Here is a 14,272-nt window from a genome sequence, read left to right on the forward strand (position 1 = left end):
CCCACCCACCCCGGGCGTGCTCAGTCGCGCAGAGCGTCGATCACGCTGGTGAGGTGGGCGCGGACGGCCGCCTCGGCCGCCTGCGGGTCCCTGGCCCTGATCGTCTCGATCATCGCCAGGTGCTCGTTCAGGGAGTGCTGCGGACGTCCCGGACGCAGCGCCAGCTGGAAGCGGTGACGCACCAGTTGGGCGTTGAGCCGCTCCAGCAGTTCCACGGCGGTCTGCTGGCCGGAGATCACCCGGATCCTGGCGTGGAGTTCCTGGTTGAGCTCGGAGTAGGTGACCGGTTCGCCGTCGGCGACGGCCTTGGTCATGGCCGTTCCGAGGTCCGCGAGTTCGGTGAGCTGCTCGTCGCTGGCCGCGACGGCCGCCTTGGCCGCGCACAGTCCCTCCAGGACCATGCGGCACTCCGTGATCGCGACCGCTTCCTCCACGGTCACCACCCGCACCCGCGAGCCGCGGTTGCGGATCCGCTCGACCAGTCCCTGGGCCTCCAGATCGATCAGCGCCGCACGGATACTGGCCCGTGTCACACCGAACTCCTCGGCGAGTTCGTTCTCCACCAGCCGCTGGGCCGGCGCCATCTCGCCGTGCAGGATCGCCTGCCGCAGCTGCGTGAACGCATGCTGCTTGGCCTGCTCTCCGGTGCTCGGACGGGCTTCCTTCGGCATTGCGCCCTCCCTGAGTGAGTGCCTGTCGAACGTAAATCTAGCCAAACAAGATTGTCAACAATTTTGTCTGCCGTATTGCCGCCGCAATCCGCGGACACGTTCCGGCGGACGCGCTCTCAGCCGGTGCGGTACAGCTCGCTGAGCAGTTCGAGAACCGCCTGCTGGGCGGGGTGCGGATCGTCCCGCCACCAGGCCAGCCGGACGGCGACCGGTTCGGCGTCCCGCACCGGCCGGTAGACGATGCCGGGCCGCGGATACTGGTTGGCGGTCGACTCCGCGGTCACGCCGATGCCCCGTCCGGCGGCGATCTCGGTGAGCCAGTCGTCGACGTCGCGGATCTCCTCGACGACGGGACGCGCGTCGGGCGGCCACAGCTCGGGGGTGGTGGTGCCGGTACGCCGGTCGACGAGCAGGATCCGCCCGCCGATGTCGGCGAGCCGTACGGAACGGCGCCGGGCCAGCGGATCATCGGCGGCCAGGGCGCACAGCCGCCGCTCCAGCCCCACGATGGCCGAGTCGAACCGCCGGTCCTCCAGCGGCCGCCGCACGACGGCGAGATCGCAGGCCCCGTCACCGAGCCCGGCGAAGGCCGAGTTCACCCGGATCAGATGCAGGTCGATCCCGGGGTGCGCCGCGTGCCACCTCCGCTGGAAGGCGACGGTGTGCCGCCCCACCGCCGACCAGGCGTACCCGATCCGCAGCCGGGTGTGCCCGGAACCGGCCTCCTGGACCAGGTCGGCGACGTCCGCGAGCACCCGCCGGGCCCGCTCCACCACCCGCAGCCCGGTCGCCGTCGGCGTCACCTCGCGCGAGGTGCGCCGCAACAGCCGGACGCCGAGGGCCCGTTCCAGCCCCGCCAGGGTCCTGGAGACGGCCGCCTGGGACACCCCCAGGGCGATCGCCGCGTCGGTGAAGGTGCCCTCGTCGACGATGGCGACGAGACAGCGCAGCTGCCGCAGCTCGACCTCATCCATACGTACAGCGTATAGATCCGCGAGGACATGCATTTTGCGCATGAGCCGACCGGGCGGACTCTGCTGTCATGCGACGAACCCTCGAACGCCCGGCCGCCTCCCCGGCACTGCCGGCCGGCGTGGCCACCATGTTCGGCAGCGGCCTGTCCAACCAGACCGGCGCGGCCATCGGCTCCCTGGCCTTCCCGGTCCTCGGCCCGCTGGGTGTGGTGGCGGTACGGCAGTACGTCGCCGCCCTCGTCCTGGTCGCCGTCGGCCGCCCCCGCGTGCGCGCGTTCACCTGGCGGCAGTGGTGGCCGGTCCTGCTGCTGGCCGTGGTCTTCGGCACCATGAACCTGACCCTGTACACCGCGATCGACCGCATCGGCCTCGGCCTGGCGGTCACCCTGGAGTTCCTCGGCCCGCTGAGCATCGCGCTGGCCGCGTCCCGCCGCCGGCTGGACGCCGGCTGCGCGCTCCTGGCCGCCGCCGGAGTGGTCGTCCTGATGCGCCCCCAGCCCTCGACCGACTACCTGGGCATGGCCCTGGGCCTCATAGCCGCCTGCTGCTGGGCCTCCTACATCCTCCTCAACCGCCTCGTCGGCCGCCGCGTCCCGGGCGCCCAGGGCTCGGCGGCGGCCGCGTCCGTCTCAGCGCTGACGTTCCTGCCGGTCGGGATCGTGCTGGCGGTACGACACCCACCGACGGCCGGCGCGATCCTCTGCGCGGTGGCCGCCGGCGTCCTCTCCTCGGCTGTCCCCTACCTCGCCGACCTCCTCACCCTCCGCAAGGTCCCGGCCCAGACCTTCGGCCTGTTCATGAGCGTCAACCCGGTCCTGGCTGCGGTGGTGGGGTGGGTGGTGCTGGGGCAGAGCCTAGGACTACTGGAGTGGGCGGCGATCGGAGCGGTAGTAGCTGCAAACACCGTCAGCCTCACGCCCCGATAGGGGCGCGGGGCTGTATCGATGTGCGGCTCCGCCGCGTGGGCGCGACCAGCCCCCACCGGCCCGCACCTCACCCACCGCCGAACGCACCGCCTCACCCCACCGCCTCCTTCCAGGCCGCACCCGCCACCATCGCCTGCCGCCACCCCCGGAGCACCTTCGGCGGCACCCCCACCGCAAGCACCCCGCTCAACCGCTCCCCCGTCCGATACGCGGCCACGAACCGCCCCTCCTCCAACTCCCCCTCCACGACCCGTACTTCCTCGTGCCCGCGCAGGTACCCGTACGCCTGGACCTTCATCTCGTACTGGTCCGACCAGAAGTACGGCACCGGCGCGAACGCCTTGCGCGCCCCGGGACGGAGGAGATTGCGGGCCGCGGCCATGCCCTGCTCCGCCGCGTTCGTCCGATGCTCGATCCGCATGGAGACCCCGAACAGCGGGTTGTACCACCGGGCCACGTCCCCGGCCGCGTACACATCGCGCGCGGCCTCGCAGTACTCGTCGCAGACCACCCCGTCGCCCACCGAGAGCCCGCTCCCGGCCAGCCACTCCGTGTTCGGCAGGGAGCCGATCGCGACCAGCACCTCGTCGGCCTCGATCTCCTCCCCGTCCGCGAGGAGCACCCCGTCCTCGGTCACCTCGCTCACGCCGACCCCGGTCCGCAGGTCCACGCCCCGCTCCCGATGGGCCCGGGACAGCACCCGCCCCACCGCCTCGCCGACCGCGTGCGCGAGCGGCACCGGCGCCGGTTCGAGCAGCGTCACCCGCGCGCCCAGCTTCCAGGCGACGGCGGCGGCCTCCGCGCCGAGGAACCCGGCGCCGACCACCACCAGCCGCTGCCCCGGACCGAGCCGCTCCCGCAGGGTCAGCGCGTCGTCGAGGGTGCGCAGCACATGCGCCCCCTCCCCCGGCAGCCGGCGCGGCCGCACCCCCGTGGCCACGATCAGCCCGTCGTACGACAGCTCCGAGCCGTCGGCCAGACGCACCGTACGGTCCGCCACGTCCAGCCCGGCCGCAGCCACCCCGAGGCGCAGCTCCAGCCCCAGGGCGTCGAGTTCCACGGGCGCCCGCAGTACCACCCGCTCGGGCGCCCACTCGGCCGACAGCACCTGCTTGGACAGCGGCGGCCGGTCGTACGGGGTGTGGAGTTCGTCGCCGACGAGGGTGAGCGTGCCGTCGTAGCCCTCGCGCCGGAGCGTCTCGACCGCCGCGAGCCCCGCGGCGGAGGCGCCGACGACCACGATCCGGTTCACTTCTCCGCCAGCCGGATCGCGGCGGCCGGGCAGATCGCGACGGCCTCGCGGACGTCGTCGAGGGCCTCCTCGGCCGGGTTCTCGTCGATCACGAAGGCGATGCCGTCCTCGTCCCGCTGGTCGAAGACCTCGGGGGCGACGAGCACGCACTGCCCGGACGCGACGCACCTCGGTTCGTCCAGTTCGACATGCATGGTGTTCTCCTCAGCTTTCCTTTGGGGGGTGGGGTCACCAGGTGACGGGGAGTTCGTGGACGCCGTACACACCGCCGTTGTGCTTGAAGGGCGGCCGACCCAGGCACTGGTGGACTCCGAAGCCGAAGGCGACATGGCAACGGGCGTCGCGCGTCAGGTCGAGGCGGTCAGGGCCGGGGGCGGGTCGAAGGGGCAGCCGGTGGCCCGGGACATCGGGTAGTCCGTCAGGGTGTCGGCCATCTCTGTCTCCTCGGGGAGCGAAACATGATGAGCACATGCAAACAGGTAGGACTGACTGGTTCCGGTCAGTTTCCTGACAACGGGCTGACGTGGGCCGGATCACACCGCGGCACTGCTGCCGTAAACAGCGCACCAGTGACAGATGCCATGAACTTCTTATAGAAAGCAGATGTTGACGTGGCGTCATGTACATCTTCGACACCCGAGGACCGACACCCCTCCCCCTTTGGACATCCACGGACGACCGATCAGTGGCGCACTCCGCATATTTGCTCCAGGACGCCATCGCGAACCCTTCACCCGCCGTCCGCCGACTCCCCCAGCCAGTAGCCGAAGCCCCGCCGGGTATGGATGAGCGCGGACGCGTCCTGGTCCACCTTGCGCCTGAGCCGGGAGACCAGTTGCTCGATGGCGTTGTCGCCCCGGAACTCGCCCCAGACGTAGCGGCTGATCTGCTCCTTGGACAGCACCTTGTCGGCGTTGACGAGCAGGTGGCGCAGCAGCCGGTACTCGGCGGGCGTGAGGTCCAGGCTGCGGCCGCCACGGCGGGCCCGGCAGGTGCCGTCGTCCAGGACCAGGTCGGCATGGTCGAGCACGCTGCCCCGGCGGCCGCCGTCGCCCCGGTCCCGGAGCAGCACCTTCACCCGGGCCAGGACTTCGGCGATCCGGAAGGGCTTGGTGACGCAGTCCCGCTCGCCGGCGCCAAGTTCGGGCACCAGCCGGGCCAGGGAGTCGCAGTCGGCCAGGAGGAGGACGGGGGGCCGGTAGGCGGGTTTGAAGCGGCCACCCCGGGTGAGGTCGTCGAGACCGGGCAGTTCGGCGTCGATGACGACGAGGTCGAACCGGTGCTCGGCGAACCGCCGGACCACGTCGGCGCCGCTGTCCGCCAGGCCGATCCGATAGCCCGCCAACTCCAGCGTGGTGGCCAGGAGTTCGTCGATGTCCGGGTCACCGGCGGCGACCAGGAGATGTTGTCCGCTGCCACGGGCGAGCACCTGGGGTGCCGGGGAGCTGCCGTACATGGGGAGCCGTTCCTTCGTGAGCGCCGGGCAATTCGCTTGCTTGACTCAAGTAAGCCACATATGCTTGCCTAACTCAAGTAATCGGGGTCGCTCTGAGCGGAGGCCGCCCCGAGGGGCCTGCCCGGCGGCAGGCCCGGCGCCGGACCCGTGGGGACGGGTACCGGCGCAGCCCTCGGGCCGGGCCGCCGGCCCACTCCCCCCGGCCCGGCACCCGGCCCGAGGGCACCCACCACAACCGCACCACCCCCGGTCGAGCCCCAGCGGCACGCCCGGGCCGGTACTTCCAGAAAGCGAGAGTCACCCCATGGCCACGATGAAGTCCGTACAGACCGGTGGCGTCGGCAGGATCGAGGTCGTGGACGTCGAGCGTCCCGTGCCCGGCCCCAAGGACGTGCTGCTGAAGATCCGCGCGGGCGGTATCTGCGGCACCGACGTCACCTTCCTGCACATGGGCGGCATGCCCGCCCGCGCCCACCTGGGCGGCGACCTGGTCCCGGTCCCGCTGGGCCACGAGCCGGCCGGCGAGGTCGTCGAGGCCGGCGCCGAGGTGACCGGGCTGAAGGTGGGCGACCGGGTGGTGGTGAACCCGCAGGACGCGCCCACCGGGATCATCGGCTGCGGCGGCCGGTACGGCGCGCTGAGCGAGTACCTGCTGATCGAGAACGCCGAGGTCGGCCGGAGCGTCGCGGTGTTCCCGGACACCGTGCCGTTCGAGGTCGCCGCCCTCAACGAGCCGATGGCCGTCTCCCGGCACGCGGTCAACCGCTCCGAGGCCGGTCCTGACGACAAGGTGGTCGTCTTCGGCGCGGGCCCGATCGGACTGGGCGCGGCGATCTGGCTGAAGCTGCGCGGCGTCCGGCACGTGGTCGTCGTCGACGTCATCCCGGCCCGGCTGGAGAAGGCGCTGGCCGTGGGCGCGGACGCGGTCGTCAACTCGGCCGAGGAGGACGTCACCGCGCGGCTGACCGAGCTGCACGGACAGGGCGCCAACGCGCTGGGCCAGCCCCGCCCGGACACCGACATCTTCATCGACGCGGCCGGTGCCCCGGTCGTCTTCGACACCGTGGTGGCCAACGCGAAGTGGCACGCCAGCCTGGTCATGGTCGCCGTGCAGAAGAAGGGGGAGGTCGACCTGGGCGGCATGCTGCGCAGCGAGCTGACGCTCATCGCCTCGCAGGGCTACCCGACCGAGATCTTCGAGGTCACCCCCGAACTGGTCGAGCACCACGAGCGGTTCGCGAAGCTGATCAGCCACCGCGTCCCGTTCACCGACGTGGAGGGCGCCTTCCAGCTGACGCTCACCCCGGGCGCCGCCGAGAAGGTCGTCGTCACCTTCGACGCGTAGTGGTGACCGGCGCCTGCCACATCCCGAGCAGCGCGTCGGCGAGTCCGGTGGCCGCGTCGTCCCAGGTGGCGCGGGGCGTGTCGGTGCCCTCGGCGAGGGCGCGCTCGCGTTCGGCGCAGGTGTGCAGGATCAGGGTGCGGGCCATCTGGGCGCGTTCGGTGCGGACCTCGGCGGGCAGCTCGGGCAGCCGGCGGGTCAGCTCGGCCGCGGCCTGGCGCAGTGACGGCGAGTGCAGCGACTCCTCGACCATGATCTCGTAGAGGGCGGGGTCGGTCGCCACCTGGGCGCAGAAGCGGGCGTACCAGGTGGGGCTGCCCAGCCCCGCGAGGTGTTCGGTGATCGGGCGGACCAGGCAGTCCACCCAGTCGCGGACGTCGTCGGAGTCGCCGACGGAGGCCAGCAGGCGGACCCGGATCTCCTCGATCTGACCGAAGTGCCGGGCGGCGATCGCGCGGACCAGGTCGGCCTTGGTGCCGAAGTGGTAGCCGACGGCGGCGTTGTTGCCCTGGCCGGCGGCCTCGCTGACCTGGCGGTTGGACACGGCGTAGACGCCCTGTTCGGCGAAGAGCCGTTCCGCCGTGCCCAGGATGACCTCCCGTGTCGCGCCGGCCTGCTCCGCCCGCGCCGTCCTGCCCGCCATGCCCACCACCGCTCCGGGACCGCGCACCACCCGGACCGGCCGGTCCCGCGAGCCGTACCGGGGCCTCGCCCGGGGCGGCGAGGTCCAGCCGGAAGAGCCTACGCGGCGGCGGTGCGCGATGCCGCCATCCGTACCAGTAACGTAAGTCAAGCGACTGACTTAAAGAAGGGTCACGTCGCTCCCCGTTCTGCCTACGGAGGCCCTCTCCCATGTCCGAAGCCCCTGTCCGGCCCGCCGGGTCCGCCGGGCCCGCGCGCCCCGCGGGCCCCCGGCCCAACGCGGTGGTGGCGGTGCTGGCCCTGGCCGGTATCACCGTCTCGCTCATGCAGACCCTGGTGATCCCGATCGTCCCGGAGCTGCCGAAGTACCTCGACGCCTCCGCGTCCAACGCGGCCTGGGCGGTGACGGCGACCCTGCTGGCCGCCGCCGTGGCCACCCCGGTGGCCGGCCGTCTCGGTGACATGTTCGGCAAGCGGCTGATGCTGCTGGTCAGCCTGGTGCTGCTGGTCTCCGGCTCGGTGGTGGCCGCGCTGAGCGACACCCTGGTCCCGATGATCGCCGGCCGTGCCCTCCAGGGCCTCGCGGCCGCCGTGGTCCCGCTGGGCATCAGCATCATGCGCGACGAGCTGCCGCCGGAGCGCCTCGCGGGCTCGACCGCGCTGATGAGCGCCTCACTCGGCGTCGGCGGCGCGCTCGGTCTGCCGTCCGCGGCCTTCATCGCCGACCACTTCGACTGGCATGTGCTGTTCTGGACCTCGGCCGCCCTCGGTGTCGTCGCCTTCGCACTGGTCATGCTGCTGGTCCCGGAGTCCAAGGTGCGCTCGGGCGGCCGCTTCGACGCGGTCGGCGCCGTCGGCCTCGCGGTCGGCCTGGTCTCGCTGCTGCTCGCCGTCTCCAAGGGCGCCGACTGGGGCTGGGCGAGCGGCACCACGCTCGGCCTGTTCGCGGTCGCGGTGATCGTGCTCGTCGCCTGGGGCTTCTTCGAACTGCGCACCCCGCAGCCGCTGGTCGACCTGCGCACCACGGTCCGCCGCCAGGTGCTCTTCACCAACCTCGCCTCGATCGCGTTCGGCTTCTCGATGTTCGCGATGTCCCTGGTCCTCCCCCAGCTGCTGCAGCTGCCGACCCAGACGGGCTACGGCCTCGGCAGGTCGATGCTGACGGTCGGTCTGGTGATGGCCCCGCAGGGTCTGGTGATGATGGCCTTCGCCCCGGTCTCGGCCGCCATCACCAAGGCCAGGGGGCCCAAGATCACGCTGATGATCGGCGCGGTGATCGTCGCCGCCGGCTACGGCCTCAACATCGTCCTGATGTCCGAGGTCTGGCACCTGATCCTGGTCTCCTGCGTCATCGGCGCCGGTGTCGGCTTCGCCTACGGTGCGATGCCCGCCCTGATCATGGGTGCCGTCCCGGCCTCGGAGACGGCCGCCGCGAACAGCCTCAACACGCTGATGCGGTCCATCGGCACGTCGGTGGCGAGCGCCGTCGCCGGGGTGATCCTGGCCCAGATGACGATCAGCCTCGGCACCGCCACCCTGCCGTCCGAGAACGCCTTCAAGGTCGTCATGGCGATCGGCGCGGGCGCGGCCGTCCTGGCCTTCGTCCTCGCCTCCTTCCTGCCCGGCCGCCGCCCGGCCGAGGCGGAGCCCGTTCCGGTCCCGGCCGAGCCCACGGCCGAGTCCGTGCACTGAGCGCGGTGAGCCGCGGTGGAGCGGGCCGTTCACCGGCCGGCGGCCCGCTCCACGGCTTCGACGCGGTACGCCGCCTCGCGCGGCGGACCGTCGGCCTCCGGGATGACGGCGGCCGCGCTCGTACTGCGTTCTCAGTAGCCGGGATCGACGGCAACCGCACGACGACAGGACGGGGATGGTTCCGGGAGCCTGGACCGGTCCCCGAGTACAGCGGTACGGCCACCCGGAGCCCCAAGACGCGCTCAGCCGTACGCCGACCGTCCCGGCCGGGCATCGCCGACCATGGTCAGAGCAGAGACCGACCGGAGCGACCGATGAGCACCCCCTGGCAGCGCTATGCCGAAGAACACGCCCGGACCGCCGACACCATGGCGGCCGTCCTGCTGTTCGCCTCGTTCCTGTTCGGCAGCGAGATCACCATGAGCAGCGACGAGCGGCCGCACGAGGTCGGGATCACCATCGCCCTCGCCGCCGTCGGCTGCGGTGCCCTGCTCTGGCAGCGCAGCCGGCCGCGCACGGTCGTCGCCGTCAGCGCGGTGTGCACCGCGGCGGCCTCGGGGCTGGGGCATCTGCCCACCCCGCTGCTGCTGGGCGGGCTGATGCTGGCGCTGTACCGGCTGGCCGTCGACACCGACCGGCCGACCGCGCGCCGCTACTACTTCGCCGGCCTCGCGCTGGTGGTGGGCGCCGCGACGGTCTTCGGCCCCGGGGCCGTCCCCTGGCCGCTGAAGACGATCAGCCCGGCCGCCTGGCTGCTGCTGCCGATCGTGGCCGGCAACGCGGTCCGGCTGCAGGTCGCGTACCTGGAGGCCGTGCAGGCACGGGCGGAGTACGCGGAGCGGAGCCGGGAGGAGGAGGCCCGGCACCGGGTCGGGGAGGAGCGGATACGGATCGCGCGGGAACTGCACGACGTGGTCGCCCACCATCTCGCGCTGGCCAACGCCCAGGCCGGGACGGCGGCCCACCTCTCGCGCACCCACCCCGACCAGGTGCACCGGATCCTCGGCGATCTCGCCGGTACGACCGCCTCCGCGCTGCGCGAGCTGAAGGCCACCGTGGGCCTGCTGCGGCAGACCGACGACCCGGACCTGCCGCTGGCGCCGAGCCCCGGTCTCGCCCAGCTGCCGGAACTCACCGAGGCCTGCGAGACGGCCGGGCTCACCGTGCACGTCAGCGTCGAGGGCACCCCGCGTCCGCTGACGGCCGGCGTGGACCTCACGGCGTACCGGATCGTGCAGGAGGCGCTGACCAACGTCACCAAGCACGCCGCCGCCGAGGCCGCGTACGTCCGGCTCGGCTGGTCCCCGGACCGGCTGACCCTCACCGTCACCGACGACGGCACCGCCACCGCGCCGGCCGCCACCGCCACCGGGAGCGGCTTCGGGCTGATCGGGATGCGCGAGCGGGCCCAGTCGGTCGGCGGCGCCTTCGCCGCCGGGCACCGGGACGGGGGCGGCTTCGAAGTCACCACCCGGCTGCCGCTGTACCCCAGTGCCAGGGAAACGGAACCGGAAGAACGGACCTCATGACCATCCGCGTGCTCCTCGCCGACGACCAGGCCCTGCTGCGGGCCACCTTCCGGATCCTGATCGACTCCTGCGCCGACATGGAGGTGGTCGGCGAGGCCACCGACGGCGCCGAGGCCGTCACCCTCACCCGTGAGCTGCGGCCCGACATCGTGCTGATGGACATCCGGATGCCCGGCACCGACGGGCTGGCCGCCACGGCCGCCGTCTGCGCGGACCCGGCGCTGTCCGCCGTCCGGGTGCTGATCCTGACCACGTTCGAGGTCGACGACTACGTGGCGCAGGCACTGCGGTCCGGGGCCAGCGGCTTCCTCGGCAAGGACGTGACGGCGGAGGCGCTGCTGGCCGGGATCCGCACGGTGGCCTCCGGCGAGTCGCTGCTCTCGCCCACCGCGACCCGGACCCTGATCAGCCGGTTCCTGGCCACGCCCGCGCCGGGCGCCCGGCTCGCCGCCCCCGAGCAGTTGCGGGTGCTCACCGCGCGCGAACGCGAGGTCATGGCGCTGGCGGCACAGGGCCGCTCCAACGAGGAGATCGCCGAGAAGCTCTTCGTCTCACCGCTGACCGTGCGCACCCACGTCCACCGGGCGATGACCAAGCTGGACGCCCGGGACCGGGCCCAACTCGTGGTGATGGCCTACCAGTCGGGGCTGGTGCAGCCCCCGCCGCCCGCCCAGGACGGCTGAGGCCTGTTCGGGGGAACCGGTGCCGCGGGGCGCGTGCGCGGGCCCCGGCCGGGCCACCTCTTCTGCGTGACCGCGCTGCCGCTGATCCCGCCCATGCTCGCCACCCCCGGCAGACTGCCGCCCGCCGCGCAGGACACCCGGTGGGCCTACGAGACCAAACAGGACGGCCAGCGCGCGGTCGTCTATCTGCCCGGGGACGGCAGTCTGCTGCTGCGCGCCCGCTCCGGTGCGGAGATCACCGCCGCGTATCCCGAACTGCGCCCGCTGGCGGGGATTCTGGGCCGGGTCCCGGCGATCCTGGACGGCGAGGTACTGGCCCTCGACGAACACGGGCGCGCCGACTTCCAGCTGCTGCAGAGCCGGATGGGTCTGGCCCACTCCCCCGCGCGGGCGGCCCGGATGGCGGCCCGGGTGCCGGTCCGCCTCGTGCTGTTCGACGTACTGCTCCTGGAGGGCGACCCGCTGCTCAGGGTGGCCTACGCGGAGCGCCGGGCGCGGCTGGAGTCCCTGGCCCTCGACGGGCCGTACTGGTCGACGCCGGCGGCCGTCGTCGGGCACGGCGCCGAGGCGCTGCGGGCCACCCGGGAGCACGGTCTCGAAGGCGTCGTGTGCAAGCGGCTGGACTCGGTGTACGAACCGGGGGTGCGGTCGCGCGCCTGGATCAAGATCCGGAACATGCGCACGGAGGACGTGATCGTCGGCGGCTGGCTGCCCGGTAGGGGCCGGCTCGGCGGGCTGCCGGGCGCGGTGCTGGTCGGCCAGCGCGCCGCCGACGGACGGCTGCGGTACGTCGGCGGGGTGGGCACCGGCTGGAGCGAGACGGAACGGACCGAACTGGCCGCGCTGCTGCGGGCCGCCGGGACCGACCGCTGCCCCTTCGACCCGGTCCCGCCGGTCGCGGGCGCCCGCTGGGTGCTGCCCCGGCTGGTCGGCGAGGTCGGCTACAGCACCCGTACCCGGGCCGGGCTGCTGCGCCAGCCGTCCTGGCACCGGCTGCGCCCCGACCTCGCGCCCGAGGAGTCGGCGGCGGAGCTGCCCGGGGACCTCGCCTGAACCGACTGTTGGACGGGGCTTCACCGACGGGACGCCCACCGCCTCTTGGCAAATCCTTGACCGAACGCGAAGCTGAACCGCCTTGCTCCCCACAGCAGTTGGAGGTTCCCGTGTCGTCACGGACGTTCCGCATCGGCCGCCGCAGATGGCTGACCGGTCTCGCCGGTGCCGCCGCCCTGGTCGTCGCCTTCCCCGCCGCCGCCTTCGCCGCCCCGCCGCAGGCGCTGCCCGCCAACGCCGAGACGGTCGAGAAGACGTATCAGCCGGCCTTCGACTACGACACCGACGGCTGCTACTCGACGCCCGCGATCGGTCCCGACGGCACAGTCAACGGCGGCCTCAACCCGACCGGCGCGCTCAACGGCCAGTGCCGGGACGCCTCCGACCTCGACAACACCAACAGCTACTCGCGCTACAAGTGCAACAACGGCTGGTGCGCCTACATGTACGGCCTGTACTTCGAGAAGGACCAGGCGATAGCCGGCAGCAGCATCGGCGGGCACCGGCACGACTGGGAGCATGTCGTGGTGTGGGTGCAGAACGGCCAGATCCAGTACGTGTCCACGTCCAACCACGGCTCGTTCACCGTCCACGCCGCGTCCACGGTCCGCTTCGACGGCACCCACGCGAAGATCGTCTACCACAAGGACGGCGTCAGCACCCACTGCTTCCGGCTGGCCAACTCCAACGACGAACCGCCGGAGAACCACAAGGGCACCTGGCAGTACCCGCCGCTGGTCGGCTGGAACGGCTACCCGGCCGGAATCCGTGACAAGCTCAGCAGCTACGACTTCGGCAGCGCCAACTTCGGCCTCAAGGACGCGAGCTTCGCCTCACACCTCGGCTCGGCCAAGCCGTCGGGCATCTCCTTCGACCCCAACGCCTGACCGCGGTCAGGACGGCGGCCGGCGGTTCGGGGACGCGTACTGTACTCGGATCGCCGCGCGCCGGCGGGCGGCGGCGGGTTCCCGTCCCCCTGAGCGGCGACCGACAGGATGTCGGAATCCACGGGCGTCACGAAGGTCTATCGTGTCCCCATGTCCGTGCCCGAGTTGATCCGTATCGTCTCCCGTGACTCACCGATGGCGCTCGCTCAAGTGGCCCGTGTCCGTGCCGAGTTGGCCGCCATCCATCCGCATGTGCGCACCGAGGTCGTACCGGTGAAGACGACCGGTGACAAGTGGCTGGGCGATCTCTCCAAGGTGGAGGGGAAGGGCGCGTTCACCAAGGAGGTGGACGCCGCGCTGCTGGCCGGCGAGGCGGATCTCGCCGTGCACTGTGTGAAGGACGTGCCGGCGGACCGGCCGCTGCCCGCCGGGACCGTGTTCGCGGCCTTCCTGAAGCGGGACGACATCCGGGACGCCCTCGTCCACCCGGACGGGCTGACGCTGGACCAGCTGCCGGCCGGCACCCGGATCGGCACGTCCTCGGTCCGCCGGGTCGCCCAGCTGTCGGCCACCCACCCGCATCTGGAGTGCGTGCCGTTCCGGGGCAACGCCAACCGCCGGCTGGAGAAGCTCGCCGCCGGGGACGCGGACGCGCTGCTGCTCGCGCTGGCGGGGCTGGAGCGGATCGACCGTACGGACGTGGTCAGCGAGGTGCTGGACACGGAGACGATGATGCCGCCGATCGGCGCGGGCATCCTCGCCCTGCAGTGCCGGGAGGGCGACAGCGAGCTGATCGACGTGGTGAGCGAGCTCGGCGACCCGGACACCTACCGGGAGGCCACCGCCGAGCGGATGTTCCTGCATGTGCTGCAGGGGCACTGCAACAGCCCGATCGCCGGCTTCGCCCGGGCCGACCGCGGCGGTGAGCTGTCGTTGCGCGCCTGTGTGTTCACCCCGGACGGCAAGACCCGGCTGAACGCGCACGAGTGGGCGGGCCGCCTGGACCCGGCGACGCTGGGCACCTCGGTCGCCGTGGCGCTGCTGCGGCAGGGGGCACGCGAGATCATCGACGGTATCCCCCACTAGGCGCTCCGCGGGGGGGGCGAGGGAAGTGCCGGGCCGCCGTTTTCGTCTGCGGCGACGTCGTGGCTGGTCGCGCAGTTCC

14 protein-coding genes and 1 pseudogene are annotated in these 14,272 nt (G+C 72.4%); 8 read left to right on the plus strand and 7 right to left on the minus strand.

All coding sequences use genetic code 11. The features are described from left to right. Nucleotides 1-20: 20 nt before the first annotated feature. A complete protein-coding gene (locus ACIPSJ_RS46815) occupies nt 21-671 on the minus strand; it encodes a GntR family transcriptional regulator (RefSeq protein ID WP_355723516.1) in 651 nt (216 codons plus the stop codon). 116 nt (nt 672-787) lie between these two features. Continuing rightward, entirely contained in the window at nt 788-1,645 is an 858-nt protein-coding gene (locus ACIPSJ_RS46820) for a LysR family transcriptional regulator (protein ID WP_401355646.1), read from the minus strand. A 68-nt stretch (nt 1,646-1,713) separates the two neighbouring features. Here ACIPSJ_RS46820 and ACIPSJ_RS46825 point away from each other — a divergent pair, with 68 nt between their 5' ends. After that, complete coding sequence (locus tag ACIPSJ_RS46825) at nt 1,714-2,571, plus strand: EamA family transporter (RefSeq protein WP_401355649.1); 858 nt, start codon at nt 1,714-1,716, stop codon at nt 2,569-2,571. A 91-nt stretch (nt 2,572-2,662) separates the two neighbouring features. Here ACIPSJ_RS46825 and ACIPSJ_RS46830 read toward each other — a convergent pair whose 3' ends face one another. The 4 genes and pseudogenes from ACIPSJ_RS46830 to ACIPSJ_RS46845 form a co-directional block, all read right to left on the minus strand. Continuing rightward, entirely contained in the window at nt 2,663-3,823 is a 1,161-nt protein-coding gene (locus ACIPSJ_RS46830; protein WP_359223484.1) for an FAD-dependent oxidoreductase, read from the minus strand. Next, on the minus strand, nt 3,820-4,017 hold the full coding sequence (locus ACIPSJ_RS46835; protein WP_401355653.1) for a ferredoxin: 198 nt from the start codon (nt 4,015-4,017) through the stop codon (nt 3,820-3,822). The genes ACIPSJ_RS46830 and ACIPSJ_RS46835 overlap by 4 nt, the downstream gene beginning before the upstream one ends. A gap of 34 nt (nt 4,018-4,051) precedes the next feature. Then, a pseudogene (locus ACIPSJ_RS46840) lies at nt 4,052-4,195 on the minus strand (cytochrome P450); the annotation flags it as partial. Between the two features lie 358 nt (nt 4,196-4,553). Next, entirely contained in the window at nt 4,554-5,279 is a 726-nt protein-coding gene (locus ACIPSJ_RS46845; protein ID WP_359223488.1) for a response regulator transcription factor, read from the minus strand. A gap of 304 nt (nt 5,280-5,583) precedes the next feature. Between ACIPSJ_RS46845 and ACIPSJ_RS46850 the strand changes: the two genes are divergently transcribed. Further along, nucleotides 5,584-6,624, plus strand: a complete 1,041-nt coding sequence (locus ACIPSJ_RS46850) for a zinc-binding dehydrogenase (protein ID WP_401355655.1) — start codon at nt 5,584-5,586, stop codon at nt 6,622-6,624. Here the strand turns inward: ACIPSJ_RS46850 and ACIPSJ_RS46855 are convergent. Beyond that, entirely contained in the window at nt 6,608-7,264 is a 657-nt protein-coding gene (locus ACIPSJ_RS46855; protein ID WP_401355657.1) for a TetR/AcrR family transcriptional regulator, read from the minus strand. The two genes, ACIPSJ_RS46850 and ACIPSJ_RS46855, sit on opposite strands and share 17 nt — an antisense overlap. Before the next feature lie 209 nt (nt 7,265-7,473). Between ACIPSJ_RS46855 and ACIPSJ_RS46860 the strand changes: the two genes are divergently transcribed. From ACIPSJ_RS46860 to hemC, 6 genes are all read left to right on the plus strand, one after another. Next, complete coding sequence (locus ACIPSJ_RS46860) at nt 7,474-8,955, plus strand: MFS transporter (protein WP_401355659.1); 1,482 nt, start codon at nt 7,474-7,476, stop codon at nt 8,953-8,955. A 314-nt stretch (nt 8,956-9,269) separates the two neighbouring features. Further along, on the plus strand, nt 9,270-10,484 hold the full coding sequence (locus tag ACIPSJ_RS46865; RefSeq protein WP_359223495.1) for a sensor histidine kinase: 1,215 nt from the start codon (nt 9,270-9,272) through the stop codon (nt 10,482-10,484). Then, nucleotides 10,481-11,167 carry a response regulator gene (locus ACIPSJ_RS46870; RefSeq protein ID WP_401355663.1) on the plus strand — a complete coding sequence of 229 codons (687 nt, stop codon included), beginning with the start codon at nt 10,481-10,483 and terminating at the stop codon, nt 11,165-11,167. The genes ACIPSJ_RS46865 and ACIPSJ_RS46870 overlap by 4 nt, the downstream gene beginning before the upstream one ends. Nucleotides 11,168-11,260: 93 nt before the next feature. Next, nucleotides 11,261-12,220, plus strand: coding sequence for an ATP-dependent DNA ligase (locus ACIPSJ_RS46875; protein ID WP_401356028.1), 960 nt, complete (start codon nt 11,261-11,263; stop codon nt 12,218-12,220). A gap of 110 nt (nt 12,221-12,330) precedes the next feature. Continuing rightward, nucleotides 12,331-13,107 carry an NPP1 family protein gene (locus tag ACIPSJ_RS46880; protein ID WP_359223499.1) on the plus strand — a complete coding sequence of 259 codons (777 nt, stop codon included), beginning with the start codon at nt 12,331-12,333 and terminating at the stop codon, nt 13,105-13,107. Between the two features lie 150 nt (nt 13,108-13,257). Next, complete coding sequence (gene hemC, locus ACIPSJ_RS46885; RefSeq protein WP_401355666.1) at nt 13,258-14,193, plus strand: hydroxymethylbilane synthase; 936 nt, start codon at nt 13,258-13,260, stop codon at nt 14,191-14,193. The last annotated feature ends 79 nt before the right edge of the window (nt 14,194-14,272 follow it).

Origin of the sequence: Streptomyces sp. NPDC090088, from assembly GCF_044747345.1 — a bacterium.
In the GTDB taxonomy this organism is placed as follows: Bacteria; Actinomycetota; Actinomycetes; order Streptomycetales; family Streptomycetaceae; genus Streptomyces.

Excerpts from the sequence above, each read along its gene's own strand:
- ACIPSJ_RS46820 (WP_401355646.1), bottom strand. The coding sequence starts at position 1,645 with ATGGATGAGGTCGAGCTGCGGCAGCTGCGCTGTCTCGTCGCCATCGTC.
- ACIPSJ_RS46835 (WP_401355653.1), bottom strand. The coding sequence starts at position 4,017 with ATGCATGTCGAACTGGACGAACCGAGGTGCGTCGCGTCCGGGCAGTGC.
- ACIPSJ_RS46825 (WP_401355649.1), top strand. The coding sequence starts at position 1,714 with ATGCGACGAACCCTCGAACGCCCGGCCGCCTCCCCGGCACTGCCGGCC.
- ACIPSJ_RS46860 (WP_401355659.1), top strand. The coding sequence starts at position 7,474 with ATGTCCGAAGCCCCTGTCCGGCCCGCCGGGTCCGCCGGGCCCGCGCGC.
- ACIPSJ_RS46845 (WP_359223488.1), bottom strand. The coding sequence starts at position 5,279 with ATGTACGGCAGCTCCCCGGCACCCCAGGTGCTCGCCCGTGGCAGCGGA.
- ACIPSJ_RS46815 (WP_355723516.1), bottom strand. The coding sequence starts at position 671 with ATGCCGAAGGAAGCCCGTCCGAGCACCGGAGAGCAGGCCAAGCAGCAT.
- ACIPSJ_RS46865 (WP_359223495.1), top strand. The coding sequence starts at position 9,270 with ATGAGCACCCCCTGGCAGCGCTATGCCGAAGAACACGCCCGGACCGCC.
- ACIPSJ_RS46855 (WP_401355657.1), bottom strand. The coding sequence starts at position 7,264 with ATGGCGGGCAGGACGGCGCGGGCGGAGCAGGCCGGCGCGACACGGGAG.
- ACIPSJ_RS46850 (WP_401355655.1), top strand. The coding sequence starts at position 5,584 with ATGGCCACGATGAAGTCCGTACAGACCGGTGGCGTCGGCAGGATCGAG.
- hemC (WP_401355666.1), top strand. The coding sequence starts at position 13,258 with ATGTCCGTGCCCGAGTTGATCCGTATCGTCTCCCGTGACTCACCGATG.
- ACIPSJ_RS46875 (WP_401356028.1), top strand. The coding sequence starts at position 11,261 with ATGCTCGCCACCCCCGGCAGACTGCCGCCCGCCGCGCAGGACACCCGG.
- ACIPSJ_RS46870 (WP_401355663.1), top strand. The coding sequence starts at position 10,481 with ATGACCATCCGCGTGCTCCTCGCCGACGACCAGGCCCTGCTGCGGGCC.